Source organism: Jiangella alba (assembly GCF_900106035.1).
Lineage (GTDB): Bacteria > Actinomycetota > Actinomycetes > Jiangellales > Jiangellaceae > Jiangella > Jiangella alba.
Genome location: NZ_FNUC01000004.1, coordinates 2,738,434 through 2,764,277, shown reverse-complemented (window position 1 = coordinate 2,764,277; position 25,844 = coordinate 2,738,434). Strand labels below are relative to the sequence as shown.

Annotated in this window: 29 protein-coding genes; 13 read left to right on the top strand and 16 right to left on the bottom strand. The window is 73.4% G+C overall.

From position 1 onward, the window contains the following. Positions 1-99 precede the first annotated feature (99 nt). The 5 genes from BLV02_RS30760 to BLV02_RS30740 are packed head-to-tail and all read right to left on the bottom strand — an operon-like array spanning position 100 to position 5,055. Complete coding sequence (locus BLV02_RS30760; RefSeq protein ID WP_069112245.1) at positions 100-1,083, bottom strand: GDSL-type esterase/lipase family protein; 984 nt, start codon at positions 1,081-1,083, stop codon at positions 100-102. Between the two features lie 3 nt (positions 1,084-1,086). Next, complete coding sequence (locus tag BLV02_RS30755; RefSeq protein WP_069112246.1) at positions 1,087-1,944, bottom strand: carbohydrate ABC transporter permease; 858 nt, start codon at positions 1,942-1,944, stop codon at positions 1,087-1,089. Further along, positions 1,938-2,927, bottom strand: a complete 990-nt coding sequence (locus tag BLV02_RS30750; RefSeq protein ID WP_083288786.1) for an ABC transporter permease — start codon at positions 2,925-2,927, stop codon at positions 1,938-1,940. The genes BLV02_RS30755 and BLV02_RS30750 overlap by 7 nt, the downstream gene beginning before the upstream one ends. After that, on the bottom strand, positions 2,924-3,556 hold the full coding sequence (locus BLV02_RS30745) for a YesL family protein (RefSeq protein ID WP_069112247.1): 633 nt from the start codon (positions 3,554-3,556) through the stop codon (positions 2,924-2,926). The genes BLV02_RS30750 and BLV02_RS30745 overlap by 4 nt, the downstream gene beginning before the upstream one ends. Before the next feature lie 11 nt (positions 3,557-3,567). Then, positions 3,568-5,055: an extracellular solute-binding protein gene (locus BLV02_RS30740; protein ID WP_141711640.1), complete on the bottom strand. Its 1,488-nt coding sequence runs from the start codon at positions 5,053-5,055 to the stop codon at positions 3,568-3,570. Between the two features lie 142 nt (positions 5,056-5,197). Between BLV02_RS30740 and BLV02_RS30735 the strand changes: the two genes are divergently transcribed. Genes BLV02_RS30735 through BLV02_RS30715 form a run of 5 tightly spaced genes read left to right on the top strand, consistent with a single transcriptional unit; the run spans position 5,198 to position 9,091 of the window. Further along, a complete protein-coding gene (locus tag BLV02_RS30735) occupies positions 5,198-5,881 on the top strand; it encodes a GntR family transcriptional regulator (RefSeq protein WP_069112249.1) in 684 nt (227 codons plus the stop codon). Beyond that, positions 5,878-6,762, top strand: coding sequence for a dihydrodipicolinate synthase family protein (locus tag BLV02_RS30730; RefSeq protein WP_069112250.1), 885 nt, complete (start codon positions 5,878-5,880; stop codon positions 6,760-6,762). The genes BLV02_RS30735 and BLV02_RS30730 overlap by 4 nt, the downstream gene beginning before the upstream one ends. A 43-nt stretch (positions 6,763-6,805) precedes the next feature. After that, positions 6,806-7,717 carry a DUF6772 family protein gene (locus BLV02_RS30725; RefSeq protein WP_069112251.1) on the top strand — a complete coding sequence of 304 codons (912 nt, stop codon included), beginning with the start codon at positions 6,806-6,808 and terminating at the stop codon, positions 7,715-7,717. Positions 7,718-7,739: 22 nt separating this feature from the next. Next, on the top strand, positions 7,740-8,072 hold the full coding sequence (locus BLV02_RS30720; RefSeq protein ID WP_069112252.1) for a hypothetical protein: 333 nt from the start codon (positions 7,740-7,742) through the stop codon (positions 8,070-8,072). Then, on the top strand, positions 8,069-9,091 hold the full coding sequence (locus BLV02_RS30715; RefSeq protein WP_074946825.1) for a lactonase family protein: 1,023 nt from the start codon (positions 8,069-8,071) through the stop codon (positions 9,089-9,091). Before BLV02_RS30720 ends, BLV02_RS30715 begins: the two co-directional genes overlap by 4 nt. Here the strand turns inward: BLV02_RS30715 and BLV02_RS30710 are convergent. Then, positions 9,072-9,941, bottom strand: coding sequence for a nucleoside hydrolase (locus BLV02_RS30710; RefSeq protein WP_171906774.1), 870 nt, complete (start codon positions 9,939-9,941; stop codon positions 9,072-9,074). The two genes, BLV02_RS30715 and BLV02_RS30710, sit on opposite strands and share 20 nt — an antisense overlap. Positions 9,942-9,961: 20 nt before the next feature. Then, positions 9,962-11,077 (bottom strand): sialidase family protein, encoded by a 1,116-nt coding sequence (locus tag BLV02_RS30705; RefSeq protein WP_069112254.1) that lies wholly within the window; start codon positions 11,075-11,077, stop codon positions 9,962-9,964. A 148-nt stretch (positions 11,078-11,225) separates the two neighbouring features. On the opposite strand from BLV02_RS30705, the gene BLV02_RS30700 reads away from it, so the two are divergent. Beyond that, a complete protein-coding gene (locus BLV02_RS30700) occupies positions 11,226-13,400 on the top strand; it encodes a peptidase G2 autoproteolytic cleavage domain-containing protein (RefSeq protein ID WP_069112255.1) in 2,175 nt (724 codons plus the stop codon). A 10-nt stretch (positions 13,401-13,410) separates the two neighbouring features. On the opposite strand, the gene BLV02_RS30695 is transcribed toward BLV02_RS30700, so the two are convergent. The 7 genes from BLV02_RS30695 to BLV02_RS30665 form a co-directional block, all read right to left on the bottom strand. Continuing rightward, positions 13,411-13,989, bottom strand: a complete 579-nt coding sequence (locus BLV02_RS30695; protein WP_069112256.1) for a hypothetical protein — start codon at positions 13,987-13,989, stop codon at positions 13,411-13,413. Between the two features lie 41 nt (positions 13,990-14,030). Then, complete coding sequence (locus BLV02_RS30690) at positions 14,031-14,543, bottom strand: hypothetical protein (protein WP_069112257.1); 513 nt, start codon at positions 14,541-14,543, stop codon at positions 14,031-14,033. Further along, on the bottom strand, positions 14,540-16,114 hold the full coding sequence (locus BLV02_RS30685) for a C2 family cysteine protease (RefSeq protein ID WP_069112258.1): 1,575 nt from the start codon (positions 16,112-16,114) through the stop codon (positions 14,540-14,542). Before BLV02_RS30685 ends, BLV02_RS30690 begins: the two co-directional genes overlap by 4 nt. Before the next feature lie 4 nt (positions 16,115-16,118). Next, the gene (locus BLV02_RS36845; RefSeq protein ID WP_069112259.1) at positions 16,119-16,364 is read right to left on the bottom strand and encodes a hypothetical protein; all 246 of its coding nucleotides are present in this window, start codon (positions 16,362-16,364) and stop codon (positions 16,119-16,121) included. Positions 16,365-16,474: 110 nt separating this feature from the next. Then, on the bottom strand, positions 16,475-17,131 hold the full coding sequence (locus BLV02_RS30675) for a response regulator transcription factor (RefSeq protein WP_069112260.1): 657 nt from the start codon (positions 17,129-17,131) through the stop codon (positions 16,475-16,477). Further along, entirely contained in the window at positions 17,110-18,375 is a 1,266-nt protein-coding gene (locus BLV02_RS30670; protein ID WP_171906775.1) for a sensor histidine kinase, read from the bottom strand. The genes BLV02_RS30675 and BLV02_RS30670 overlap by 22 nt, the downstream gene beginning before the upstream one ends. Positions 18,376-18,406: 31 nt before the next feature. Beyond that, entirely contained in the window at positions 18,407-18,838 is a 432-nt protein-coding gene (locus BLV02_RS30665) for a DUF1707 domain-containing protein (protein WP_069112261.1), read from the bottom strand. 181 nt (positions 18,839-19,019) lie between these two features. Between BLV02_RS30665 and BLV02_RS30660 the strand changes: the two genes are divergently transcribed. Both BLV02_RS30660 and BLV02_RS30655 read left to right on the top strand, forming a co-directional pair. Next, on the top strand, positions 19,020-19,769 hold the full coding sequence (locus tag BLV02_RS30660; RefSeq protein WP_069112262.1) for an ABC transporter ATP-binding protein: 750 nt from the start codon (positions 19,020-19,022) through the stop codon (positions 19,767-19,769). Then, positions 19,766-21,247, top strand: coding sequence for an FtsX-like permease family protein (locus BLV02_RS30655; protein ID WP_083412414.1), 1,482 nt, complete (start codon positions 19,766-19,768; stop codon positions 21,245-21,247). Before BLV02_RS30660 ends, BLV02_RS30655 begins: the two co-directional genes overlap by 4 nt. Here BLV02_RS30655 and BLV02_RS30650 read toward each other — a convergent pair. Further along, on the bottom strand, positions 21,222-21,887 hold the full coding sequence (locus BLV02_RS30650) for a hypothetical protein (protein ID WP_069112264.1): 666 nt from the start codon (positions 21,885-21,887) through the stop codon (positions 21,222-21,224). The two genes, BLV02_RS30655 and BLV02_RS30650, sit on opposite strands and share 26 nt — an antisense overlap. 169 nt (positions 21,888-22,056) lie before the next feature. Between BLV02_RS30650 and BLV02_RS30645 the strand changes: the two genes are divergently transcribed. Genes BLV02_RS30645 through BLV02_RS30635 form a run of 3 tightly spaced genes read left to right on the top strand, consistent with a single transcriptional unit; the run spans position 22,057 to position 23,313 of the window. Further along, positions 22,057-22,245, top strand: a complete 189-nt coding sequence (locus BLV02_RS30645) for a hypothetical protein (RefSeq protein WP_069112265.1) — start codon at positions 22,057-22,059, stop codon at positions 22,243-22,245. A gap of 52 nt (positions 22,246-22,297) precedes the next feature. Beyond that, the gene (locus tag BLV02_RS30640; protein WP_069112266.1) at positions 22,298-22,765 is read left to right on the top strand and encodes a MarR family winged helix-turn-helix transcriptional regulator; all 468 of its coding nucleotides are present in this window, start codon (positions 22,298-22,300) and stop codon (positions 22,763-22,765) included. Then, a complete protein-coding gene (locus BLV02_RS30635; protein WP_069112267.1) occupies positions 22,762-23,313 on the top strand; it encodes a GNAT family N-acetyltransferase in 552 nt (183 codons plus the stop codon). Before BLV02_RS30640 ends, BLV02_RS30635 begins: the two co-directional genes overlap by 4 nt. Here the strand turns inward: BLV02_RS30635 and BLV02_RS30630 are convergent. Continuing rightward, on the bottom strand, positions 23,297-24,235 hold the full coding sequence (locus BLV02_RS30630) for a beta-ketoacyl-ACP synthase III (protein ID WP_069112342.1): 939 nt from the start codon (positions 24,233-24,235) through the stop codon (positions 23,297-23,299). The genes BLV02_RS30635 and BLV02_RS30630 overlap by 17 nt on opposite strands. A 33-nt stretch (positions 24,236-24,268) precedes the next feature. Between BLV02_RS30630 and BLV02_RS30625 the strand changes: the two genes are divergently transcribed. Both BLV02_RS30625 and BLV02_RS30620 read left to right on the top strand, forming a co-directional pair. After that, on the top strand, positions 24,269-24,736 hold the full coding sequence (locus tag BLV02_RS30625) for an OsmC family protein (RefSeq protein ID WP_069112268.1): 468 nt from the start codon (positions 24,269-24,271) through the stop codon (positions 24,734-24,736). Further along, positions 24,736-25,842, top strand: a complete 1,107-nt coding sequence (locus tag BLV02_RS30620; protein ID WP_069112269.1) for a phosphotransferase family protein — start codon at positions 24,736-24,738, stop codon at positions 25,840-25,842. The genes BLV02_RS30625 and BLV02_RS30620 overlap by 1 nt, the downstream gene beginning before the upstream one ends. The last annotated feature ends 2 nt before the right edge of the window (positions 25,843-25,844 follow it).

Sequence of the window (25,844 nt, the reverse complement as noted above, 5' to 3'; positions counted from 1 at the left end):
ATTCCGCAAGGGGTGCACGGTGACGAGACGGCGAACGGCAGACGTCATCTCGAACGCGCCGGCCGGCGGACGACCTCCCGGGGAAGGCCGCGGCACACGTCAGGCCAGGAGCGTCGCGAGGTAGGTCCTCATCCGCGCGGCCATCATGCGGTAGCCGTCGGCGCTCGGATGCAGCCCGTCGTGCAGCAGGTGGACGTCGTCCGGGCCGAGCAGGGAGCGTCCGTCGAGCACGTGCACACGGCGGTCGCCGCGAGAGCGGAGGTCCGCGGCCACCCGGTGCACGTCGTCGCGGAGGCCGGCGAGGGTGAGACCGGCGCCGTTCGGCGTCGACTCGCGCGCGGGACAGGAGATCGGCGAGCCGACGACGAGCTCGGCGTCGGGCAGTGCCGCGCGGAGGTGGCGGACCACGCCGGCCACCTGCCCCGGCCAGGTGCGCGCGGAGAAGCTGGCCCGGCCGTAGACGTTGATGCCCAGACACAGGCACACGACGTCCGGGGCGGACGCCGCGATGGCTCGGGGCACGACCGGGTCGAGATGGCACTCGGCCCCGAACCCCAGGCAGGTGAGATCCCAGCCGAGCTCCCGGGCGACCAGGGCCGGCCAGGTCTGCGATGGTCCCTCGCTGGCCGCGCACTGCGTGATCGAGCTGCCGTACGCCACCCAGCGACGAGCCGCCGGCAACGGTGCGGCCGCGGCGAGCCCGGCCGCCCGGACGGGTCCGACCAGCAACCGGCCACGATGCGGCAGCCACACCTCGACTCGCGTGGGTCGCGACGGCAGGTCCACGCACAGCAGCGTCCGGGCCTCGACCTGCTGCCGGGCCGTCAGCCGCCCGTCCAGCAGCACGTCGGCCGGCCCGCACCCGGCCTCGGCGCCGACCAGCTCGAACTCGAGCCGGCGGGCCCGGACCGACGCGGCGAAGCGCACGCCGGCCGGGATCCTGGCCTGCTGGTACAACCCGGGCGCGTAGACGTAGGGCTCCTCCTCCGGCGGCAGCCGCCAGGGCTGCCAGCGCCCACCGTCCGGCGTCCACGCCACCGTCCCGCTCCAGAGGTCCGGGCGCCGCCCGGGGCCGAGCTCCACCCGTCAGCCCTTGATCGATCCGAGCAGAACACCCTTCTGGAAGTACTTCTGCACGAACGGATAGACCACGATCATCGGCACGGCCGCGACGACGACCGCCGCCATCCGCACGGTGACAGTCGGCACGACGGCGTCGGGGTCGTCCATGGCGACGCTCTGAACCAGCAGGTCCCGCACCACCACCTGCAGCGGCAGCAGGTCCGGGTCGCGGACGTACAGCACCGCGTTGAGGAAGGTGTTCCAGTTCGCCACGCCGTAGAACAGCCCGATCGTCATGAGCACCGGCGCCGACAGCGGCACGACGATCTGCAGCAGCGTGCGCAGCTCCCCGGCGCCGTCGAGGCGGGCCGACTCGAACAGCTCCGTCGGCAGCCCCCGGAAGAACGTCATCATCACCAGCACGTTGAAGACGCTCACGGCCGACGGGATGATCAGCGCCCACACGGTGTCGAGCAGCCCGGTCGCCTTGACCACCAGGTAGGTCGGGATGATGCCGGCCGAGAACAGCGTGGTCATCAGCAGGCCCATGAGCAGGATGCTGCGTCCCGGCAGCCGGCGCTGGCTGAGCGGATAGGCGAGGAACGTCGTGAGCAGCAGGTTCAGCGCCGTGCCGACCACCGTGATGAAGACCGTGACGGCGAACGCGCGCGGCATGCGCGAGTCCTCCCACAGGTACGTGTACGCGTCGACGGTGAACGACCGCGGGAACAGCACGTACCCGCCGTTCTTCAGCAACTCGGCATAGGGCGTGAAGGAGGCCGACACGACGATGAGGATCGGCACCACCGCGGCCAGAGCCACGAGAGTGAGGCCGATGTAGACGATCGCGTTGATCACCTTGTCTTCGCGGCCGGTCACCATATCTGTCCGTCCCAGCGTCGAGCGAGTCGATTGGCCCCGACGATCAGCACCAGCCCGATCAGCGACTTGAAGACGCCGACGGCGGCCGCGAGGCTGTAGTTGAGGTCCTGGAGGCCGGCCCGGTAGACCCAGGTGTCGATGATGTCGCCGACCGGGTAGACCTGCACGTTGTAGAAGACCAGCACGTGGTCGAAGCCGGCGTCGAGGATGTTCCCGATCCGCAGCACCAGCAGCAGGATGATCACCGTCCTGATGCCGGGCAGCGTGATGTGCCAGATCATCCGCAGCCGGCTGGCGCCGTCGACCCGGGCGGCCTCGTAGTACGACGGGTCGATGCCCACCATCGCCGCCAGGTAGATGATCGCGCCCCAGCCGATGTCCTTCCAGATGTCGGAGACGACGAGGACGGTCCGGAACCAGTCGGTCGAGGTCAGGAACGGGATCGTGGTGTCGAAACTGTCGCGGAGGAACGTGTTGAGGACGCCGGAGCTCTCCGACAGCAGCGCCACCGCGACGCCGTAGATGATCACCCACGACAGGAAGTGCGGCATGTAGCTGAGCGTCTGCACCCACCGCCGGAACCAGCGGACCCGGCACTCGTTGAACAGCAGCGCCACCAACATCGGCGGGACCGTGCCCCAGAACAGCTTGTAGACCGAGATCAGGATGGTGTTCGTCATGAGCTGGCCGAAGTACGGCGACTCGAAGAACTGCGCGAAGTACTTCCACCACGGATCGGCCCACGGGCTGCCCAGCATGCCCTGGGCGATGTTGTAGTCCTTGAACGCGACGACGATCCCGTACATCGGCGCGTACTTGTAGACCAGCACCCACGCGAGTCCCGGCAGCAGGAGCAGGTACAGCGTCCGGTGCGCCACGACGTTGCGCCACAGCCGCCGTCGCCGCGACAGCACCGGCGCCGGCCGGCCGCCGGCGGGACCGGCCGGGGTGGCCTCGACCCGGGCGTCCGCCGACACGCTCATGGCGCCCCGCCCTCGGCGCGGGCGGCGGTCAGCTCGGTGAGCACCGTCCGGGACTGAACGAACACCGCCTGCGCGGCCAGCCCGGTCACCGCCAGCAGCGTCACCGGGTGCAGGACGGCGAGCACGGCCGCCGCGGCCACGACCGCGACCGTGATCGCGGTGCGCCCCGGCCGTGCCAGGGCCATCGCCGTCGCCAGCCGCAGCAGCCTCGGCAACGGCTCGTCGGCCTGCGCCAGGAGCGGGAACAAGTGCACGCCGACGCCGGCGGCGAACACCGCCGCCAGCGTCGACACGATCGTCAGGGCCGTGGCCAGGCCGCCGCCGAACCGGATGCCGGCCAGGGCGGGCAGCAGCGTCCCCGCCACGATCCCGAGCAGCGCCAGACCCACCGGCACGGAGCGGCGGAAGGTGGAACGGTAGGCGCCCAGGAACGTGCGCAGCACCGGCCGGTGCTCGTCGAGCTCCCGGGACCGCGCGACGGCGAACAGCGCCGCCGTCGCCGGCCCGAGGGTGATCAGCGGCAGGCTCGCCACCAGCCACAGGAGGCTGCCGAGGACGACCTCGTACCCGCCTTCCAGCCAGCGGTGGACGCGTTCGGACGGGCCGCCCGTCGTCTCGGCGATGGACATGACGGCGCCGCCTAGTCCGTCAGCCCGAGCTCGTCCAGCTGAGCGGCGCCGGCGTCGATCAGCTCGGCGTAGCGGAACTGGCCGGTGAGCTCGTCCACGAACGCGTCGTAGTCGGCGAGGCTCTTCGCGCCGGTGAGGAACTGGACCAGCTGCTCGGTCGCGTAGCGCTCGGCGTCGGAGGCGGTGTAGCCCTCGGGCGGCACCACGAGCGAGTCGTACACCAGGGTGAGCGGCTGCGCCGCGGCGACGTCGATGAACGGCTTCTCGTCCGGGAACTTGACCTCGAGGTAGGTCTCCTCGTCGCGGCCGGTGAGCTGGTACACGAAGAAGTAGCCGCCGTCCTCGTCCAGCGCCGGAAGCGCCGCCAGGGTGTCGCCGTCAGCGGTGTAGTGGGTGCCTTCGACGCCGAACGACACCAGCCGGTTGCCCTCGTCCGTCGAGACGTAGTTGAGCAGGTCGATCAGCGCGTCGACCTTCGCCTCGTCCTCGCCGACCGAGGCCGGGACGGCGAAGAAGCTCGCACCGTAAGGGTCGAGCGTGATGTAGCCGTCGCCCGCGGGCCCGCTCATGACGGGCAGCTGCTGCCAGTCGGCGCCGGGCTGCGCGGCCGCGGCGGCATCGACGAACTCCTGCTTCTTCATCGCGTCCCAGCCGGCGGCCATGACGCCGGCCCGGCCCTGGAAGGCGCGGTCGCGAGCCTCGTTGAAGTCGATGCTGAAGCTGTCGGGATCGACGACGCCGCTGCCGACCAGCCGCTGGACGTACTCGACGGCGGCCGGCGTGTCGGGGTCGGTGTAGCCGTTGACGACGGCGCCGTCCTCGACGTAGAAGCGCCCCGGCCCGGCGGTGCCGAACGAGCCCCACAGCGGGGCGAACGGGTTGAACGCCGTCGAGCTGCCGGTCAGGCCGTAGGTGTCCGCGCTGCCGTTGCCGTCCGGGTCGCCGGTGGTGAAGGCCTGGAGCACCTGCTCGAAGTCCTCGACCGTCGTCGGCAGCGCCAGCCCGAGCGTCGCGAGCCAGTCGGCCCGGATCCAGTACGTGACGTAGCTGGCCGGCGCCGGCTTGCGCACGACGGCCTGCGGCTTGCCGTCGATGACGCCCAGCTCGAACACGTCCTCGCCGACGAAGTCGATGTACTCCTGCAGCCGGTCGCGGTAGGGCGTCAGGTCGAGCAGGAGCCCCTGCGACGCGTACAGGTCCAGCTGGGTGCGGTTGAGCCGGAAGAAGTCGGGCGCGTCGCCTGCCGCGAGCATCGCCGCGAGGTTCTCCGGGGTGCGCACGCTGGTGATGGTCGCGCCGACCTGCTCCTCGAGCGCTTCCTTGATCGGGTTGTCGTCGGGAACGGTCACCTGGTCGGCCGCGCCGCCGACCGCGATCTCCAGCTCGGGCGGCGCGCCGTCGCCGGCCCCGTTCCCGTCGTCACCGCAGGCGGTGAGGGCGGAGGCCGCCAGCAAGAGCGCGACCGCGGTGCCGGCCGCACGGGTCCTGCATGTCCTCATCGACATCTCCTCGATAGCTGGAATCGTGGCGCCATTGGTCGCCGCTGCGGGCAACCGTAGATTGTTAACCGTCAGTTTGACAACCGACAGTCAGTTATCGAGGATACGATCGTGTCGGAACGCCGACAGAGAAGGAGTCACCGTGTTCGAGGTCGATGCCATCCAAGCCACTGATCTTGGGGAGCGGGTGGCGGCCCAGCTGCGCCGGCTCATCATCAGTGGGTCCATCGCACCGGGTACCCGGCTGGTCGAGCAGTCGTTGTCCGACATGTTCGACGTCAGCCGCGGCCCGATCCGCGATGCCCTGAAGACCCTGCAGACCGAAGGGCTGGTGGACACGCGGCGGCGCGCGATCTACGTGATCGGCCTGGACGATCGCCGCATCTCGGAGCTGTACTCCGTGCGGCACGCCCTGGAGAGCCTCGCCCTGCGCGAGGCCGTCGCCCGCGTCGGCGCCGCTGGCTGGGGCGACTTCCAGCAGCCACTCCTGGAGATGCGTGCCTCCGCCGACCGCACGGACCCCGAGTCGTTCGCGGTCGCGGACCTCGAGTTCCACTCGCGGTTCTACGAGGCCGCCGACAACCGCCTGCTCTCGACCATGTGGAACCAGATCCGCCCGACGTTCGTGGTGCTGCTGCAGATCACGAACGCGCGCGACGCCGACCTGCATCCGGCCGCCGAGTCGCACGCGGTGATCCTCGAGCGCGCCGGTGAGGGCGACGCCGACGCGGCGCTGCGCGAGCTGACCGTGCACCTCGACGACGCACGGCAGCGGCTGATCGAGGCCCACCGCGAGGTGCTGCAGCGCGCCGAGGCCGCACGGTGACGATCGGCGGCGTCATCTGCCCGGTCGTCACCCCGCTGACGGCGGACCAACGGCTGGACGTCGACGCACTGGAGGCCCAGGTCGAACGCCTGTCGGCGCACGTCGACGCGATCATGGTCCTCGGCACCACGGGCGAGCTCCCGCTCCTCCCCCGCGCCGTCGCCGACGACGCCGTCGCCCACGTGGCCCGGCTGGCCGGCGACCGGATGACCGTCGTCCTCGGCATCGGTGACGCCGGGACGGCGGGCGCGCTGGACAACCTGCGTCGCGTGCGGCCGGGCGTCGACTACGTGGCGGCCTGCACGCCCTACTACTTCACCCCCGCCGACTCCGACGCGCTGATCCGGCACTTCACCGTGCTGGCCGACACCGCGACGGTGCCGCTGCTGCTGTACAACATCCCGCAGTGCACCGGCCAGCGCGTCCCGGTGGCCGTCGCCGCCAGCATGGCGGCGCATCCGAACGTGGCCGGCATCAAGGACAGCTCCGGCGACGCCGGCTACTTCGCCGACCTGGCGCGGCTGCGCTCGGCCGGGTTCGCCGTGCTGCAGGGCGACGAGAAGCTGGCCACCACGTCGTTGCGGCTCGGCGCCGACGGCATCGTCTCCGGGCTGGAGAACGTCGCCCCCGGCACCGTCCGGCGGCTGATCGACGCCGTGCGCGACGACGACGTGCCGCGGATCACCGCCCAGGAACAACTGATCCGGCAGCTGGCCGACCTGATCTCGCACGGCTACTGGCTCAGTGCTCTCAAGTACGCGGTGTCGCTGCTGACCGGCGGGTCCGGCACCGCGGCGGCGCCGCTCCCGGAGGTCGGCCTCACCGACCGGGTGGCCATCGAGGCCGCCCTGGACCAGGTGCGCGCCGCGACCGCCGTCTGACCTTCCGGCACCACCGCCACCCGACGACGAAAGGCATGCCCGGATGCGCCAACGCACCGACCTGTTCAACCCGCTGAGCGTCGTGGTCACCCACGACGACTTCGACGACGGCGCCTGCGGGTGGATGGACCTCACCCCGAACTTCACCGAGCCCGGTTTCACCCACCGGCCGACGGTCCTGGACAAGTCGCGCTGGGGCGCGCCGATGCTGAGCACGTCGACGTACTCCTACGTCGGCACCGGCGGGTCGATGCACGGCACCTACTCGCTGAAGCTGGCGACGAAGCCGGTGGCCGCCCGGTACGAGGAGAAGCCCGCCGTCGGCAGCTTCTCGCACGCCATCAAGCGCCTGTCGATGTTCCGGCCGATCAACCGGCTCCAGTTCGAGATGTGGTACACCTACACGCCCGAGCAGGACCGGCACGCGATCGGCGAGCGCGACATCCGCGCCTTCGGCTTCCTCTTCGACATCCAGGACCACGAGTCGCGGTGGATGCCCGGCCTGCGGTACCTGAACTCCGTCAACGGTGAGCTCGCCCAGCGCTGGCAGACCACGTCCGCCTCGGACGTCACCGACGTCGAGTGGGCCTACGGCCGCGAAGGCGAGTGGAACATCCGCGGCATCGACCCGCAGTGGTACGGGCGGCGCCACGCGGACGGCTCGGCCGACGCGTTCAAGGACGTCCCCGGCGGCGACCAGCAGCTCTGCTACAACGAGAGCGACGACAAGGTCAACTGGCTGTACTTCCGCCTGCTGCTCGACGTCCCGAACCGGCGCTACCTCGAGTTCCAGTCGATGGACACGGTCGTCGACCTCTCCGCCGCGGCCCAGCCGACCGTCACGCGCCGCTACGCCCGCATCGGCGGCCTGGTCAATCCGATCCTCTGGGTCGAGAACGACGCCGACCGGCGGGTCTTCTTCCACCTCGACTCCGCGCTGGTCTCGATCGACTGACCGCCCCGACCGAAGGACCTCCATGCGCAACTTCCAGATGACCGTGGTCGAGCGTCGCGAGCCGTTCGAGCACGAGGTGCAGACCCACCCGTTCGAGGCCGCCTGGGCCAGCGAGGCCATCTTCTTCGTCCGGGTGGAGGCGATACCGGACGGCACCCGGCTCGACGCGGCGGTGCAGATGTCCGCCGACGGCATCCGCTGGGTCGACGAGGGCACCACCTTCCCGACGATGAGCGCGGCCGGCGACTACGCCGTCAAGGTGTCGCACTTCGGCGGCTGGCTGCGGCTGGCCGGACGGCTCCAGGGCGCCGACCCGGCGGCGACGCTGACGGTGCAGCTGGCGCTGAAGGAGTGACCACCGCCGCGCCGCCCGTCCTGGTCGTCGGCGCGAAGGGCCTCGGCCCGGGTGGCGGTGTGACGACGCTGCACCTCGACCGGGCCGGGTCCGCACGCCGGGCCGCCGGGACGATCGTCCCGGCGGCCCGCCCGGTCGCCATCACGGCGGGCGACGGCGTCGTGTACGTCGCCTGCGCCGGTGAGGACGCGATCCTCTCCATCCGGGTCGCCGCTGACGGCCGGCTCGGCCGCTGGACCCGCACGCCCGCGGCCGGCCGGAGCCCGTGCTCGTGTGCCGTCGTGCCCGGCGGGTACCTGGCCACCGCGAACTACCTGGCCGGAACCGTGAGCCTGCACGCGCTGGACCGCACCGGCCTGCTGGGCGCGCCGGCCGACGTCGCCCAGGTGCCGCGCCGCCCGCCGGGCCCGGTCCGCGAGCGCCAGCCGGGCCCGCGTCCGCACCAGGTGAGGATCGGCCCCGGCGGCGAGGTCCTGGTGTGCGATCTCGGCGGCGACGCCGTGTGGAGCTACGAGGTCCGGCGCGGCCGGCTCCGGCTCGCCGGCCGGCTCGATCTCCCGCCCGGGACCGGTCCGCGCAACCTCGCGCCGTCGGCCGGACCGCCGGGAGCGGCGGCCGCCGTGGTCGCCGGTGAGCTGGCCGGCACCGCTGTCGGCGTCGACCTGCGGGCCCGGCGGGTGCACTCGCCGCCGCTGGCCGTCGGTCCCGGGTCGGGCCAGCCGGCCGGCATCGCCGCCGGGCCCGCCGCGACCTACGTCGCCGACCGCGCGAGCGACACCGTGACGGCCTTCCGGTGGGAGCACGGCACGCTGCGCCGCACGGCGGACCTCGCCGTGGCGGCGTTTCCGCTCTCGCTCGCCGTCGCCGGGTACGACGGGCAGGACCACCTCGTCGTCGCCAGCCGCGACGCCGGAGTGGTGAGCGGCCACGCGATCGGCGCGGACGGAGCACCGGATCCGCGACCGTCGTTCCGGGTGGCGGTGCCGGGCGTGATCGCCGTCAGTGCGTACCGGCCCTGACCACCCGGTCGAGGATGAGCGCCGTGACGGCCTCGGCGTCGATGTCGTCGACCAGGCGGACGCTGCCCGCCGGATCGGGCGCCGCTCGGGTGTGCCCGGCGCCGGGGCCGTCGACCTCGACGACGGGGCGGACCGCCGTCGTGGCGACGAGGTCCGGCGCCAGCAGGCCGGCCGCCGCGACCGCGTCGTGCGGGTGGACGAAGGTGCGGTCGCGCAGGCCCGCGTACCGCGTCATCTCCCGGGAGATGATCGCGCCCAGCGGGCCCGCCGCGGCGATGCGGGCGATGCCGCCGGTGTCGACGCGGACGCGCTGGGTGATCTCCAGCCCGGTCACGACGACCGGCGCGCCGGACCCGAGCACCTCCGCGGCCGCCTCCGGGTCGCAGAGCATGTTGTACTCGCCGCCCGGCGGCGCGAACGACCCGCCCATGACGTGGATGCTGTGCACGTCGCGGGCGAACCCGGGGTCGGCCCGCAGGGCCGCCGCGAGGTTGGTGAGCGGGCCGATGGCCAGCACGGCGACCGTGCCGGGCCGCCGCGCCACCGCCTGGGTCAGGAAGGCGGACGCCGATGCGGCGGGGTCGACCTCCTCGTCGTCCGCCTCGCGCAGCGGCGGGCTCTCGTGCCGCATCGACCGCAGCGGGCGGCCGGCGAGGGAGCGACCGGCCCCCACCGCCACCGGTGTGTCCGGGCGGCCAGCGAGCCGCAGCACGTAACGGGCCGTCCGGGCACGCTGCACCGGGTCGCCGTAGACCGTCGTGACGCCGAGGAGATCGATCTCCGGCGAGCCGAGGATCGTGGCCAGCGCGACGATGTCGTCGACGTCGGAGCCGATGTCGGTGTCGATCACCAGGCTCGACGGTGCCGCCGTCATGGCTGGAAACGCGTGCCGGCGATGTGCCGCACACCGCCGGGCACCGGCAGGTCCTCACCTGCCGCGTTGAAGTAGTAGGCCGCGAAGACCGAGCCGTCGGACAGCTGGACGGCGCGCGGGTAGCCCAGGTCGGAGGAGCCGCCGTCGTCGCGCAGCACGATCTCGGGCCCCCACGTCCGGCCGGCGTCGTCCGAGACGCGGGCGCGGATGCCGTACGGCGCGACGCGGTAGCCGTACACCGCGGCCAGCCGCCCGTCGTCGAGGCCGACCAGCGCGGTGGGCCCGCCGAAGTCGGCGATGCGCGACACGTAGCTCCAGGTGACGCCGCCGTCGCGGGAGCCCCACAGCTCCGGCCAGGTGTTCGACGGGGTGATCTCGCAGCGCAGGGCCGCGAGGATCTCACCGTCGGCACGCTGGACCGGGCTCGGGTAGTACCGCTTCGTGAACGGCGCGTCCGGACGGTCGCTCATCAGGGCGGACAGGTAGTGCCAGGTGCGGCCGCGGTCCTTCGACGCGTACACCGCGATGAGCCGCTCGGCCGCCCGCCCGTCGCCCGCCGGGCCGAAGCCGACGGACGCGAACAGCAGCACCGTGCCGTCCGGGCGCACCACGTAGTCCGGCTTGATCTGCATCCAGTTGAAGACGAAGTGCGGCAGCGCGACGGGCTCGCCGAAGGTGCGGGCGCGGTCGCGGGACACGGCGATGTAGGCGCGGTGCCTGGCATCGCCCGGCGGCTGGCCGAACCCGGCGGTGAGGCAGAAGTCCGGGCCGGTCCAGTCGCCGTCCACCGGCTCAAGCCGGCTGGTTCCGCCCTTGGCCAGCGTGTTCACGGTGTTCCGGCGGGTGTCGACGAGGTGCAGGGAGTCCGCGGGCCAGCTGCGGCCGCCGTCGGTGGAGCGCATGGTCACGTACTCGCTGTCGATCTCGATGTTCTCGTGCTTGAGGTCCAGCGGGTGCCGGTAGGCGCAGCGGCCGCGAGCGAAGCTCACCACCAGCTCGTCCTGCCGGCCCGTGTCGAACCGCCACAGCCCGTGGTTGAACGGCCAGGCAGCGAACCATTCCGGGTCGCGGTAGATCGTCACGTGCTCCGCCTTGCCGTCGATCGTCTCCACCGAGCCTCCTCGTTAACCGACTGCTTGCCGTCTTGATGACGGTTAACTATATTACAAACTCGTTCTGCGCCCCCTCTTCCCCTCCCTGAAGGAGACGACCGTGACGCATCCCCGGCCTCTCAGGCGTTCCGTTCTCGGCTACCTCGGTATGGGCACCATCAGCGCGGTCGCGGCGTCCACGGTCGCGTCGTCGGCCACCGCGGCGGCGGTGCCCCCGGGGCTGCGCATGCTCGCCTCCTCGCCGGTGGAGGGCTACCTGACGGCCGGCGAGGTGACAGCGGCGGCGGTCGACCCGGCCGTGGACTTCCTGCAGACCCAGGGCTACCACGCCGCAGGCGACGGCGGCGGCGCGCTGTACCAGCGGGTCACGGCCCAGCCGGCCCACGCGGGTGCGTTGCAGTCCGCCGACGGCGCCTGGTGGGAGTTGCTCAGCCCGGAACCCAACCCGGTGATGTTCGGCGCGGCCGCCGACGGCACGACCGCCGACGACGCCGTCTTCCAGGACCTGGAGACCTACACGCAGAACCAGCAGGTCGACCTGCTCGGGAAGACCTACGCGTTCACCGGCGTCCCGCCGATCGCCACGCCCACCGTCACCCCGAACCCGTACACGAACAACTACGTCAACGGCTTCTTCGCCAGCGGCGGGCAGACGCTCAGCGCCGACTTCGACCGGACCCTGGTCGCCGACACGGTCGACACCGGCGGCGTCGAACCCGCCTACCCCGGCGGCGCCAACGGCACGCCGACCATCTCCGGCCGCACCAACCGCAGCCTGCGCCTCGTCATGGCGTCACAGAACAGCCGGTCGCAGGCGGCCCGCTCGGTGAACGTCGGGTCGGCGTTCTGCTGGGCGCTCGGCAACGTCTCCGGCAACTACTCGGCCCGGCAGTCCGTCGCGCAGTCGAACCAGTCGGTCAACGTCGGCACCGAGGAGTGCGAGGTCTACGGGTCGCGTGGCGGCAACTACAGCGCCGTGTTCAGCCACAGCGAGGGACTCGGCGACGTCAACATCGCGACCCGGCACTCGTACACGTCGGCCGAGTACTGCGCGAACATCGCGTCGCACACGTCCGACGCCGGCGGCGGCCGGGGCTTCCGCGGCGAGGTCGTGGTCACCGGCGGCGCCGTCACCGGCGTGACCGTCCTCGATCCCGGCACGCGGTACAGCGCCACCGACGAGCTACGGGTCCGCGACCGGGTGGCGATCATCAGCGACGACGCCGTGGTCACCCCGGTCGTCGACGCGAACGGCGGCATCACCGGCGTCACCGTCGTCCACGGCGGCAGCGGCTACACCGCCGGCCGGGTCGACATCAACCCCGTCACGCCCGGCTACATGTCCGCGAACCTCGCCACCCAGACGTCGCGCACCTTCGGCCGCACCTCCGCCAACGTCGCCACCGCACAGGCCGAGACCCACGCCGAGCTGGCCTTCAACCTCGGCTCCGAGACCAGCACGGCCTCCGGCCGCCGCTCCGGCTCGGTCGGCGGCAGCGGCTGCACGACGTCCGGCGCCGGGGCCATCGCGCTCGGGGCGGTCAACTCCCAGGCCACGGCCGACGGCGCCGTCGTCATCGGCCGCCGCACGATCAACGACCAGGTGCGTTCGCTGGCCCTGGGCGACTCCGCCGCGGGGGCGGCCTCCACCGCCAACCGCCGCCACCACCTGTTCCAGAACGGCAACTACCAGCTGGCCGGCACGGTCACCGGCTCGACGCCGTTCACCGACTATGCGGAGTACTTCGAGAACGCCGCCGCCGGCGTCATCGCGCTGGGCTCACTCGTCGCCCTCGACGGCGCCACCGTCCGGCCCGCGTCCGGCGGCGACGCCGTGCTGGGCGTGGTCTCCGCCACCGCGCTCGTCGCCGCCGGCGACTCGCCGTTCACGTGGAGCGGCCGGTACCTGACCGGAGAGTTCGGCGAACCGATCCTGGAGCAGGTCCCCGACCCCGACTGGCCCGAGACCGTCCCGGACCCCGAGTGGACGCCCGGGACGGACGAGCACGAGTCCGAGCGGCCGCAGGTCCCCAACCCGCAGCCGCGGCCGACCATCACCGTCCGCGCCGAGAACCCGGACTACGACCCCGGCCAGGCCAACGTGCCGCGCTCGGAGCGGCCCGAGGAGTGGACCTGCGTCGGCCTGCTCGGGCAGGTGCACCTCCGCGTCGACGACACCGTCCAGGCCGGTTCCCGGGTCACGGCCGGCGCCGACGGCGTGGGCACGGCGGGCGAGAACGAGCGCTTCATCCAGTGCATGGAACTCCGTCAGCCCTACGACGCCGCGAAGGGCTATGCGGTGGCCTTCTGCCTGATCCGCTGAGCCGCGGGGGTCACTCCAGCGGGACGGCCGGGTCGAACGTGACGGCGAGGTCGAGGTGGCTGGTCTCCGGGTCGCCGGTGTCGGTGATGCCCAGGACCTCGTAGCTGAGGGGGCCGTGGGTGACGGTGTCGCCGGCGGCCACCTCGTCGGCGAAGTCGCGTTCGACCCGGGTCTCGGTGGTGGCGCCCTCGGCGTACCAGAACAGCGTGTACTCGAACGTCGCGGTGTCGCCGTCGATGACGGTGACGCCGGTGCCGACGTCGGGCCAGAGGCCGGTGGCCTGCAGGGTGACCCGCGGCGTCGCGTCGCCGGCGGCGGAACGGGCCTGGACGGCGACGTCCTGGCCGGCGGGCGGGGTGACGTGGACGATGGAGAGGTTGCTGCCGGGCGGCGCGTCGCAGGCGACCAGCGCGAAGTCGGACCGGTCGCCGATGGTGTCGCCCTCGACGTCGGGCTCGCACAGGTCGATCGCGACCGCCGGCGCCGTCGGCTCGCCGTCGGGGATCTCGCCCTCGCCCAGCGTCGGGCTCGCCGACGCGCCGGTGTCGTCGGCGTCGTCGCCGCACCCGGCGAGCACGAGCGCGAGCACCGCCGCGGCGGCCGCGGCGAGCGTCCGCCGGCGACCGGTGGTCAGGGCGTGTCCTCGGTGAGCGGGACCGACGGGTCGAAGCGGACCGCGAGGTCGACGTGGCTGGTGGCGACGTCGCCGGTGTCGGTGATGCCCAGCACCTCGTAGCTGAGCGGCCCGTGCGTGACGGTGTCGCCGACCGCGACGTCGTCGGTGTAGACGACGGCGACCTTGGTGTCGCGCTGCAGCGACCGCTTCGGCGTCGGGCTCCAGGCCAGCCGGTAGGTGAGCGTAGCCCGGCCGCCGCCGACGGTGACGTCCTTCCACAGCCCCGAGGTGGTGAGGTGCGCCCACGGCGCGGTCTCGCGGTCCGGCGCGGAACCGACCTGGATGGACGGACGCTGGCTGACCGGCGCCGCGACGTGGATGATCGAGAGGTTCGTCCCCGCGGGGGCGCCGGCGACGACGCGCGCCTTGGCCGTGCGCGTGTGCACGGTGGGGTCGTCGGCCGGCGGGTCGACGAGGTCGACGGCCACCGTGGCGAGTCCGCCGCCCTCGCGCTGTCGTGCGCTCACTTCGTCACCGCCACGTAGGTGAACTCGGGCCAGTCGTCGGCCGGCTCGGGGAACTGGCCGGAGTTGAACTGCTCGGGCGTCATCGCGACGACGCTACCCTCACCGCCCCACGGGTTCATCACCAGAACGTTGCCGTCGTCGTCGAACCCGACGACGGAGTAGGCGTGGCCACCGCCGCCCAGGACGATCGGCTTGCCGTCCTCGAACGCCTCCTGCATCTGCTGGAACTGGAGCTCGGGCGGGAGGAAGAACGGCAACGGCAGGTCGGTCTTGTCGCTGCCGGTGCCGATGGTCGTCTCCAGCCGGTCCGGCGTGTAGGCGCCGTCGATCTCGACGTAGTTGCCGCCCTGGTACTGCGCCATGGCCTTCTCGTAGATGGACGCCCAGGTGATCTCGCCGTCGAGCTCGTCGCCGTTGTAGGCCGGGTTGCCGCCGTCGGCCGGGACGAAGCCGTTGACGGTGACCTGCACGGGGCTGCCGTTCTCGTCGTACACCGTGACGGTGTAGGTGCCGTTCGGGTTCTCCTGGATGTGCCGGTCCAGGAACGTCGGGTCGGCGGCCTGGGCGGCGGCGATGGACGTCAGCGTGGCGCAGTCGCCGATGCCGCCCTGGTCGATGTCGGTGAAGCCGTTGCCGCCGTCGGTGAAGTCGGTGTCGGCGGTCATGTCGACGTCGCCGTCGACCCAGCCGTCGGCGTCGCCGTGCAGCGTCGGCTCGAGGTTGGGGACCTCGGTGTGGAACTCCTGGACCTGCTCGGCGCTCATGTTGCGCATGAGGAACGAGCTGAGGCCGAGCGACGGCTGGCCCGGATCGGGCTGCTCGTTGTCGGGGTCGCCCTTGTTGTCGCCCAGCCACTGGTTGAGCGCGGCGCGCTCCTCGTCGTCGAGGTTGTCGAGGGCCGCCTGCACCTCGTCGGCGGAGTAGCCGTTGGTCACCGCCCACTCGTCCCAGTCCGACGGCGGGTCCTCGCCCTCCGACACCCCGGTGATGGTGTCCTCGATCGCCTGGACCTGCGCCGGGTCGATCAGCTTGCCGGTCTCGAAGTAGTCCATGGCGGCGTCGTGGTCGATCTGCTCGCCGAGGTCCGGCGCGCCGGGCACCTGGATGGGGCTGAACAGGTAGTCGAGCGGGTCGCCGGCGTTGATGACCGGCTGCATCGACTGGGCGAGGAGTTCGAGGTCGCCGCGCGCGCCGGAGGTCCGATCGGCGAACTGGCCGCGGATGTCGTCGGCCTCGCCCTCGGACCCGAAGCGGTCGAACAGCGTGCCGTCGTCCCACTCGCGGCGCAGCTCGTCGATGGCGGTCTTCGCGGTCTCGGCCTCGTCGCGGATGGTCCGGCACGCGGACGCCATCTGCGACAGGTTGTCGGCCATCTGCGCGGCGTCCTTCGCCTGCTGCTGCATGCGGCCGAGGCGCTCTGAGGGCATCGGCCCCTTCCAGACCGCCTCGGTGGCCGCGGTGGCGGTGTCGTCGGCGATGGCCTGGGCGGCCTCGGCGGCCTTGTCGAACCCCGTCGCCTGCTCGTCCCAGACGTCGGCGTCGTGCTCGAACGGGTCGGGCTTCGCGAACACGGCGTCAGATGTCCTTGTACTCGTCGTAGGCGGCGAGGTCGAGCCGCCCCTGGTGGTCGGCCCGGCTGTGCAGCACCTGGAGCACCTGGACGCTCTTGACCCGGGCCTCGGTGACCGACTCGTCGTTGCGCATGGCGGAGAGGTCGGGCCCGTAGACATCGGGCTGCGCGTAGTCGGCGTCGGGGGCGACCGCGACGAGGCGATCGCCCGCGGCCTCCAGGGTCGGCGGATCGATCTCGTTCGGCGGCACCGTCAGATCGTAAGGGGACGAATCGCGGCAATTCAATGCCCTGTGTCTCACAGTCACACGGACGGCCACGGGTAGTGGGCCCGCGGCGGGCCCGCGGCAGGCGTCGCGGCTCAGCCGCCGGCGCCGTCGAGCCAGGCCAGCACCGCGAGCACCCGGCGGTTGTCGTCGGGCGCCTGCGGGAGGTCGAGCTTGGTGAAGATGCTGTTGATGTGCTTGGTGACCGCGCCCTCCGACACATGCAGGCGCGCGCTGATGGCGGCGTTGGAGCGGCCCTGCGCCATCAGCGTCAGCACCTCGCGCTCGCGGTCGGTGAGGCGGTCGACCGGGTCGGGGCGGTTCGTCAGCAGGCCGGCGACGACCTCGGGGTCGAGGACGGTGCCGCCGGCGGCGACCTGCCGGACCGCGGCCAGGAAGCCGTCGACGTCGGCGACGCGGTCCTTGAGCAGGTAGCCGATGGAGCCCTGGCCGTCGGCGAGCAGGTCGCGTGCGTAGAGCGGCTCGACGTGCTGGCTGAGGACGAGGACGGGCAGCGCCGGGCGGGCGGCGCGGGCCATGGTCGCCGCGGTGAGGCCCTCGGTGGTGAAGGTGGGCGGCAGCCGGACGTCGAGGACGGCGACGTCGAAGTCGTCCTTGGCCAGCGCCGCGGCCAGCGTGGCGGCGTCCTGCACGGCGTCGGTCACCACGATGTCGTCGGACTCGAGGATGCGGGTGAGTCCGACGCGCAGCAGCGCCTGGTCCTCGGCGATCAGGGCTCGGAGCCGGGCCACGGCACCTCCAGGGTCACGGTGGTCGGGCCGCCGACCGGGCTGGCCACGGCGACGGTGCTGTCGAACGCGGCGAGCCGGCGGGCGACGCCGGACAGCCCGCTCCCCCGCGGGTCGGCGCCGCCGCGGCCGTCGTCGCCCACCACGAGGCGCACGCGGTGACCGTCGACGCCGCCGGTGACCCACAGGCGGGTGGCGCCGGCGTGCTTGACGGCGTTGGCCAGGCACTCGGCGACGGCGAAGTAGAGGGCCGACTCGACCGGCGCCGGCAGCGGGCCGGGCAGCCGCAGCGTCACCGTCACCGGGCCCGGCAGCGACAGCGCGAGCGCCTCGACGGCGCCGGTCAGGCCGCGGTCGGCCAGCGCCGGCGGGTGGATGCCGCGGACCACCGAGCGCAGGTCCTCGAGCGCCGACACGGTGCCCTCGCGTGCCTCGCGCAGCAGCTCGGCCGCGGCCTCGGGGTCGGCCTTCAGCAGCCGCTCGGCCAGTCCGACGTTCATGCCGACGGCGGCGATGCGGGCCTGGGCGCCGTCGTGCAGGTCGCGTTCGATGCGCCGCACCTCGGCGGCGGAGTGGTCGATCAGCTCGGCGCGGGTCTTCTCGACCTCGACGACGCGCTCGGCCAGCCGGCGGCTCAGCGAGTGGCCGAGGATGGCGGCGTCGGCCAGCGCCCGCGTGCGCACCAGCCACGGCGTGCCCACCCACCACAGCACCGTCATCGGGACGGCCAGGACGGTCAGCGCCGCCCACACCGGCCCGCCGTCGGTGAGCAGCAGCGTGCCGTGCGCCGGCAGCGACAGCAGCAAACCGGCCGGGAACGCCGACAGCAGCAGCCCGCCGGTCGCGGCGAACCCGGTGAGCGCCAGTTCGCGCCAGCGCAGCGGGTCGCGCAGCCACGCCGCGACCAGCCGCAGCGGCGACCGGCCGCCGCCGTCGGCGGTGTGCTCCGGCAGGTCGGCGTCGAGCAGCCCTTCGGCGATGGTGCGCAGCACGTTCACCAGCACCGCCGTGCCGTGCACGACGATGACGGCGATCCACAGCCCGATGCCGACGACGCTGAGCGGGACCGCGACGATCGCCAGCACCAGCAGGATCCAGGCGGGCACGCCGAGGGCGGCGATGCCGGTGGCGACGGCGGTCAGCCGCAGCCGTTCGAGCAGGCCGTCGGCGTCGATGGGGTGCAGCGGCAGCGCCACGACCGGGCGGGGCCGGCCCGGCGACCGGCCGTCGCCCAGGTGGTCGGCCACCCGGTCACCTCCCGCCATCGGTCGTCAGGGCTCACGCGAGGGCGCCGGTGGGGCGGCGGCCCGGAACTCGATGGTAGGACTCGTTGACCCACCACAGGGCGCCGACGACACCCGCGCCGCCGACGGTCGAGTACAGCCACCACGGCGCGTCCAGGCCGCCGGTGCCCACGGCGACGGCCAGCCACACGACGATCTGCACCGCCGTCATCGCGATCCACCCAACCGCCGCGACGCGCAGCGCGGTGGTGACGCCCCACGGCGGGACGCCGGCGTCCAGGCCCTCGAGCGCGAGGTAGAGGTCGTTGCGAGTGGTGGCCGCCTGGACGGCGTCGGTGCGGGCCCGCAGCTCGTCGCCGTCGAGGCCGGCAGCGTCGAGGACGCCGAGCGCCGGGGTGCGGTCGGCGCCGCTCGCGGGGACGGTGTCGGGGCGGAGCAGGCGCCGGCCGATGTCGTCGAGTCGCATGATCGTCTCCTTCGTTCGGTTCGGGTGTCTTCGACGCTACGGAGCCGCGGCCGGGCCCTCGATCCGGTTGGGTCCCCGATGGAGGTGGACTTTTCCCCACCCCAGCCAGGGACTCAGCTGTATCGCCTCTGACCTGCGCCGATCCGTAGTTTCGAGGGCAACCCAACGAACGGAGACCACCATGGACACCATGGCCGTGCAGGTACGCCGGCTGGCCCGCGTCTACGGCGACCACCAGACCGGCGTACGCGCCCTCGACGGCGTCGACCTCGACTTCCCGCGCGGGTCCTTCACCGCGGTGATGGGCCCGTCCGGGTCCGGCAAGTCGACGCTGCTGTCGTGCGTCGCGGGGCTGGACCGCCCGACCGAGGGCGAGGTCGTCATCGACGGCGAGAACGTCACGTTCTGGGACGAGGACGCCCGCACCCGGCTGCGGCGCGAGCGCATCGGCTTCGTGTTCCAGAGCTTCCACCTGATGCCCTACCTCACGGCCGCGCAGAACGTCGCGCTGCCGCTGCGGCTGGCCGGGCGCAAGGCCGACCCGCGGCTGGCGCGCACCCTGCTCGATCACGTCGGCCTGGCCGAGCGGGCCGGGCACCTGCCCGGTGAGCTGTCCGGCGGGCAGCAGCAGCGGGTCGCCATCGCCCGGGCCTTCGCCACCGAGCCGGCCGTCGTGCTGGCCGACGAGCCGACCGGCGCGCTGGACTCCGCGACCGCCAAGGACATCTTGCGGCTGCTGCGCACGGCCGTCACCGAGCTGCGGCAGACCATCGTCATGGTCACGCACGACCCGGTCGCCGCCTCGTACGCCGACAGCGTCGTGTTCCTCGTCGACGGCCGGGTCGCCGGGCACATGGCGCACCCCACCGTCGACGCGGTCGCGGGCCAGCTGGCGCACCTCGACGAGCTGGTCGCGGCGGTGGCCCGATGAACGCGGCGCGCACGGCGAACCGGCCCAGCAAGCGGGCCCGGCGGGCGGCCGCGGGGCGTCCGCCGGCGGGCACCCGTCCCTCGGGCACCCGCCCCTCGGGCGGCCGTCCGGTGGCCGGGCGCGCGGGTGGTCCCGGCGCCGGCCGGGTGGGCCGGGTCGGCTGGCTGGCGCGGCCGTCGCTGCGGCACCGTCCGGCGGCGTTCCTGGCCGCGGCGCTGACGGTGTTCCTCAGCACGGCGGTCATCGGGCCGTTCGCCGCGCTGATCGAGACCGCGCTGCACACCAGCGGCGACGACCAGCTGGCGCTGCTCGTCATGGGCGGCGTGGTCGGCGGCTGGGGGCTGCTGATCGTCCTCTACTCGCTGGCGTCCACCATCGGCATCACGGTCCGGCAGCGCACCGACGAGATCGTGCTGCTGCGCACCATCGGCGCGGCCGGCGGGCAGGTCCGCGCCCTGGTGCGCGGCGAGACCCTGGTCATGGCCACGGTCGCGGCCGCGCTCGGCGCCGTGCCGGCGTGGTTCGGTGCGCGGGCGCTGCTGGACGCGCTGCGCTCCGGCGGCGTGCTGGGCGACGACGTCCGGTTCCGGGCCGGCGCCATCCCGCTGCTGGCCACCGTCGTCGCCGTCGTCCTCGTGACCCGGCTGGCCGCCTCGCTCGCCGTCGCCCGGGCCAGCCGCGCCCCGGTGCGCGAGGCGCGGTCCGAGCCGGCGGGTTCCGCCCGGCTGCCGCGCTGGCGGCTCATCCTCGCCGCGGCGCTGGTGCTGTACGGCGCGGGCTTCGGCGTCGTGACGATGACCGTCACCGCCCACTCGGACGACCCCTACGACGCGATGATGACGGCCGGCAACGCCTGCGTACTGGTCAGCATCGGGCTGGCGGTGGCCGCGCCGGCGCTGCTGCGTCGCTTCGCCGGGCTGTTCCGCGGCCGCGGCGCGGCGGCCGAGCTGGCGCTGTCGAACGCGGCCCGCCGCTCGCCGCTGCTCAGCGCCACACTGGCACCCGTGATCGTGCTGACCGGCGCCTCGGTGGGCACCCTGATGCTGGTCGACGTCGACGCCCGCAGCATGGCCGGCACGGGTGGCGCCGACGACGTGACCGCCCTGCTCAACGTCGTGGTCGTGGTGATGATCTCGCTGTTCGCCACCATCATGGTCGTCAACGCCTGGGCGGCCGCGGTGGCACATCGCCGGGCCGAGCTGCGGCGGCTCTGGCTGGTCGGCGCGCGGCCCCGCACGGTGCGCGCGTCCGTGGTCGTCGAGGCGCTGGTGACGGGCGCGCTGGGCGCCGGACTCGGGGTGCTGGCCGCGATCCCCACCGTCGTGCCGTTCTCCTGGGCGCGCGGCGAGGGCCTCGTCCCCGACGGCGGCCTGTGGCTGGCCCCCGCGCTGGCGGCCGCCGCCGTCGCCGTCGCCCTGGTGTCCGCCGCCGTGGCCGTGCGGCGGGTGCGGTTCAGCGGCGGTCCCACGTCCGATTGACCTGTCGGACGACCAGCCGTACCAGGACGACCAGCGCGGCGAGGCCGCCGGCGAGGCCCACGCCGAGAGCGACCTCGATGCCGGCTCCGAACGCGGCGCCGACGAGCCCGGCCAGCGCGCCGATCAGCACCGCCACGATGACGCTGACCAGCAGCGCGATGCTGGACAGGTATTGCCCGGCCGGAACGCGGGAGCGGCGCACGCCGTAGGTCTGCATGAGCCCGGCGGTGTCCTCACGATGACCGGTGACGAAGTACTGCTCGAGCTCCGGCGCCAGGTCGAGGTAGCCCCGGCGCAGCCGGTTCATGCCGGCGACCAGCTCAACGTCCTCGCTGTTGAGCTGGACCAACCGGACGACGGTGGCGACGCCGATGACGACCAGCAGCGGCATCAGCACCAGCGCGAACAGGCGGAAGCCCGGGCCGAAGTCGGTGCTGTCGGCGACCAGCGCGAGCGCGACCACCGTCGCCGACACCACCGTGAGGAACCAGGTGGCCCGGCTGAAGCTCTCGCTCCACGCCAGGTTGCGGGTGGCCAGCAGGCTCCAGTGCTCCGTGGACAGGAGCTGCGCCCGGACGGGGACCGGCGCCGGCTCCCGGGCAGGGGCGACTGGTGTCTCGTCGGCGGCGGGATCGAGCACGGCACGCTCCTGTTCTCCGGCGGTCTCGCACCGACACCCTAGGGCGAGTCCGGGCCCAGGCGGTCGATGGCGCCGTCGCGGGCAGAACGCCGGCGGAACGAAAACGTCGTCTCACCCATTGAGCCGTTCCGCGCGCGAGGTCGCGCCGCCGCCGCTAACGTCTTGATGCGTGGACGCCGCTCGTTATCGTGCTCACTGTCCCGACTGCCCGTGGACCAGCCGCGACTTCTCCCGCTACTCGACCGCCGAGAACGCCGCGCGCACGCACGCGGACGAGAAGGGCCATGCGTGCCACGTCATCGACCAGTACGGGCTGCGGGTCACCGGGTCGACGGTACGGCCCGGCGACCAGTTCTGAGGCGGACCCGCAGGTCAGGTCATCTCTCCGACCCCTCCTCTACGCTGGGGTGATGGCCGTTACGCGCACGGCCGGCCAAGACCTCGCCGGCCTGGTGCTACCACTCGCCAAAGCGCTCGCAGCGTTGGAGTCCTCCGTCGCGCGGCGCCACGGCATGACCTCCTGGCAGTGCGCCGTCCTGCGGGCCGCCGCCGAACCACCGGGCCGCACGCAACGCGAGATCGTCGGCGCTATCGGCTACGACCGCAACCGCATCGTCGCCGACCTCGACGACCTCGAACGGCGGGCGCTGCTGTTCCGCCGCGTCGACGATCTCGACCGGCGCTCGAACCGCATCGAGGTCACGGCGGCCGGGCGCCGGCTGGCCCGGGCCGTCGCACGCGATCTGCGGGCCGGCACCGACGACCTGCTGGCGGCGCTCGGGCCGGGCGACGACCGCGACACCATGCTCCGGTCGCTCGCCGCGCTGCGCGACCGGTGCGCCGACGACGCCTGGTCGACGGCCTGGCTGCGCTCGTGACGTTCACGTTCCGGCCGGTCACCCGGGCCGACCTCCCGCTGCTGGGCCGCTGGCTCGAGCAGCCGTACGTCGCCCGGTGGTGGAACCACGACACCGGCCCCGACGACCTCGAGCGCGACTTCGGCGGCACCGCCGACGGCACCGAGCCGGGCGAGGACCTGCTGGCCCTCGACGACGGCGAGCCGATCGGGCTGGTGCAGCGGTCGCGGCTGGCCGACTTCGCCGAGTACCGCGACGAATTCGCCGCGCTCACCGACGTCCCCGAGGGCACCGCCACCATCGACTACCTCGTCGGCGACCCCGGCCGCGTCGGCCGCGGCGTCGGCACCGCGGTCATCCGCGCCGTCGTCGACGACACCTGGCGCACGCAGCCCGCTGTGCCCGCGCTGCTGGTCGCCGTCGTCGCCGCGAACGAGCGGTCGTGGCGAGCGCTGGAGCGGGCCGGGTTCCGCCGGGTCGCCGAAGGGCCGATGGAGCCCGACAACCCCGTCGACGACCCGCTGCACTACGTCTACCGGCTGGACCGCCCCGTCACGGGCAGCGGATGACCAGCCCGGCGTAGGACAGCCCGCCACCGAACCCGAACAGCAGCACCGGCGCGCCGACCGGCAGCTCCCGCCGCTCCACCAGCTTCGACAACGCGATCGGGATGCTCGCCGCCGACGTGTTGCCGGACTCGACGACGTCGCGGGCGACGACCGCGTTCACCGCGCCCAGGCGCTTGGCCAGCGGTTCGATGATGCGCAGGTTGGCCTGGTGCAGCACGACGCCGCCGAGGTCCTCGGGCGCGATGCCGCTGCGCTCGCACACCTGCCGGGCGATGCGCGGCAGTTCGGTGGTGGCCCAGCGGAACACCGCCTGGCCCTCCTGCCCGAAGGTGCCGGGACGGCCCTCGATGCGCACGGCGTTCGCCATCTCCGGCACCGAGCCCCACGTCACCGGCCCGACCTCCGGCTCGTCCGCGGCCACCAGCACGACCGCGCCCGCGCCGTCGCCGACCAGCACGCAGGTCGAGCGGTCGGTCCAGTCGGTGAAGTCGGTCAGCTTCTCCGACCCGATCACCAGCGCCTTCGACGCCGCGCCCGCGCGGATGGCGTGGTCGGCGGTCGCCAGCGCGTGGGTGAACCCGGAGCAGGCGGTGTTGACGTCGATGGCGGCCGGCGTCGTCATGCCCAGCCGTGCGGCGACCCGGGCGGCCATGTTCGGCGACCGGTCGATGGCGGTGCAGGTGGCGACCACGAGGTAGTCGATGTCGGTGGCCGCGAGCCCGGCGTTGGCCAGCGCCTTCGCGGCGGCGTTCGCGGCCATGGCGTCGACGGTCTCGTCGTCGGCGGCGATGCGGCGGGTCTCGATGCCGACGCGGGAACGGATCCACTCGTCGTTGGTGTCGACCATGGTGGCCAGCTCGGCGTTGGTGAGCACGCGCTCGGGCTGGTGGTGGCCGACGGCGACCACTCGGGAGCCTGTCATGCTCGCAGCGTAGCCACCCACGGAGGAGCGCCGATGACGAGGCACCAGTACACGACGACGGTCCGCTGGACCGGCAACCTGGGCGACGGCACCGCCTCGTACCGCGGCTACTCCCGCGCGCACGACGTCGCCGCCGAGGGCCGGCCGGTGCTGGCGGCCAGCTCGGACCCGGCGTTCCGCGGCGAGGCGGACCGCTGGAACCCGGAACTGCTGTTCGTCGCGGCGCTCTCGGAGTGCCACCTGCTGCAGTACCTGCACCTGTGCGCGGCGGCCGGCGTGGTCGTCACGGGCTACGAGGACACCGCCGGCGGCACCATGGAGACGACGGCGGACGGCGGCGGCGCGTTCACCGAGATCGTGCTGCGCCCGGTCGTCACCGTCGCCGACGCCTCGATGGTCGACCAGGCCGTCGCGCTGCACGCGCGGGCGCACGAGCTGTGCTTCCTCGCGTCGTCGGTGCGGATGCCGGTGCGGCACGAGCCCACGGTGACGGCCGCGTGATGCGTGACTGGCTCCACGCCGACTTCGGCATCGTGGCCGACGAGGTGACGCCGATCGGTCACGGGGCCGACGCGGCGGCCGCGGTCTGGAGGGTGCGGGCGGGCAGCGCGTTCTACGCGGTGAAGTGGACCGGCGGCGGGTCGGCGGCCGGCCTGCTGCTGCCGTCGCGGCTGGCCGAACTGGGCGTCGGTGGCGTCCCGGCGCCGGTCCGGACGCTGGACGGCGCGCTCTGGTCCGAGCGCGGCGGGCGGCGGCTGTCGGTGCAGCCGTGGGTGGGCGACGCGCGGGCGGTCGACGTCGAGCTGACGCCGGAGCAGTGGACGGCGTTCGGCGCGCTGCTCGCGCGGGTGCACACGGTGCCGCCGGACGACGCCGTCGCGCGGCAGCTGCCGGTCGAGGAGCACCGGCCCGACGCGGTGCTGACGGCGACGGCGGACGTGACCGCGCGGCTGGCCGGGGGCGGCGGGCCGGCCGTGGGCGCCGGGCCGGTCGGGGGCGGCGGGCCGGCCGTGGGCGCCGGGCCGGCCGTGGGCGGCGACGACCTCGTGCACGGCCTGGCCGAGGCGTGGCGCGACGGCGCGGAGCTGCTCGGCGCGCTGACGGCGCGGGCGGCCGTGCTGGGCGCCCGGCTGCGCGACCGTACGGCCCGAGCGGTGGTCTGTCACACCGACTGCCACCTGGGCAACGTGCTGCTCCCGCCGCGTCGCGCCGTGGTAAGTCGACCCCTCCCGGCCCGGGTGGGGCCCACCCTACGGGCGGGCACCGACAACGCGCCGAACGCCGACGTCTGGCTGATCGACTGGGACGACGCCACGCTGGCCCCGCCGGAGCGCGACCTGATGTTCGTCGTCGGCGGGCTGCCGGGGTACGCGCCGGTCGGCGAGCGCGAGCTGGGCTGGTTCGAAGCCGGCTACGGCCCGGTCGACGCCGACCCGGACCGACTGGCCTACTACCGGGCGGTCCGCGCGCTGGGCGATCTCACCGAGTTCGCGGCCGAACTGCTCGACCCGGCCGGCGACCGCGCCGGCCGCGAGTTCGCCCTCTCCGTCGTCCGGGCCGAGCTGGCCGGCGCCGGCCTGGCCGGGCTCGCCGCCGTGAGAGCATGACC